Genomic DNA, 1573 nt, shown 5'->3' on the forward strand with positions numbered 1-1573 from the left:
TCATCATTGGTTGAGTGTAGCGGATGCTACAAAAAAGCAGGGCGTAGGCACAGCCATACGCCCAGTGAATTCGTTTATTTTTTCAGCTATGTGGTTTTAAAAGCATCTCGGCGTATGTTTTCAACTACGCCGATTTTTTTATGTAGCATTTGCTACGGGAAATCATTATTTAAAAGTAGAATTGTAGATGTAGCAAAAGCTATAAATTTATAAACGTAACTCGGCGTATGTTTTCAACTACGCCGAATTTTTATGTAGCATTTGCTACGGGAAATCATTTTTTCATCATTGGTTGAGTGTAGCGGATGCTGCAAAAAAGCAGGGCGTAGGCACAGCCATACGCCCAGTGAATTCGTTTATTTTTTCAGCTATGTGGTTTTAAAAGCATCTCGGCGTATGTTTTCAACTACGCCGATTTTTTTTGTAGCATCCGCTACGATTATTCAGTTAATATTTAAAACAGCTGTTTAATCTGAATTCATATAAAATTAACTTTTATTAATCCTTGTCTGCCAATATAATCTCTTGCACTGCTCAGTAAATAATCCTCTGCATTTTCAACTAACCCTGCATTAACTGGATTTTGATGTATGTAGGATAATTTTGTAGTGTACATGTCTTTAATATGTGGATCCATATATATCGCATTATTTTCATGTGTCCAAAGTTGATAATTAGTATTTCTTACATGTTGTTGCGCTGCATGTTTAAATTGAAATAACATCCAGATTCGTCTGCTTTCTACCTCTTCTTGTATTGAATGAAGAATTTGCTTACTGGTGTGGCGTTTAAAATCCCGGATAGTATTTGATAGTGTGTTATTGGAACTGGATAATATGCAATGCACATGATTGCTCATTATACACCAGGCATGTACATTTAAACATTTTTGTTCGATGCAGAAATTTAAAGAATCAATTACTATATCGCAATACCTTTTTCTGGTAAATACATCTACCCAGGCAACTACTTGAAAGGTTACAAAATAAACGCCACTTTGGTCTTTTATTACATAACTATCAGGCATAAATAATAAATGTTTTATTAAAATTACATTATTGTTGTATTATTCTATTTACACTATAATAGCAGTATTATTTGTACAAGTTAAGCCGTAACTCGGCGTATGTTTTCAACTACGCCGATTTTTTTTGTAGCATTGGCTATGGATAATCATTTTTTAAAAGCAGAATTGTAGATGTAGCAAAAGCTACAAATTTATAAACGTAACTCGGCGTATGTTTTCAACTACGCCGAATTTTTTATGTAGCATTTGCTACGGATAATCATTATTTAAAAGCAGAATTATAGATGTAGCAAAAGCTATAAATTTATAAACGTAACTCGGCGTATGTTTTCAACTACGCCGTTTTTTATGTAGCATTTGCTACGGGAAATCATTTTTTCATCATTGGTTGAGTGTAGCGGATGCTACAAAAAAGCAGGGCGTAGGCACAGCCATACGCCCAGAGAATATTTGTAAGTCTGAATTATTTTTAAACGTAACTCGGCGTATGTTTTCAACTACGCCGATTTTTTATGTAGCATTGGCTATGGGAAATCATTTTTTCAT

1 protein-coding gene is annotated in these 1573 nt (G+C 34.1%); it reads right to left on the reverse strand.

Going from position 1 to position 1573, the window contains the following annotated elements; genetic code table 11:
• Nucleotides 1–478 precede the first annotated feature (478 nt).
• Nucleotides 479–1027: an REP-associated tyrosine transposase gene (locus EO766_RS18130; RefSeq protein WP_287101789.1), complete on the reverse strand. Its 549-nt coding sequence runs from the start codon at nt 1025–1027 to the stop codon at nt 479–481.
• Nucleotides 1028–1573 lie beyond the last annotated feature (546 nt).

It is taken from the genome of Hydrotalea sp. AMD, from assembly GCF_004100315.1.
GTDB classification, from domain to species: Bacteria; Bacteroidota; Bacteroidia; order Chitinophagales; family Chitinophagaceae; genus Hydrotalea; species Hydrotalea flava.

Coding starts and splice junctions, on each gene's coding strand:
- EO766_RS18130 (WP_287101789.1), bottom strand. CDS start 1,027: ATGCCTGATAGTTATGTAATAAAAGACCAAAGTGGCGTTTATTTTGTA.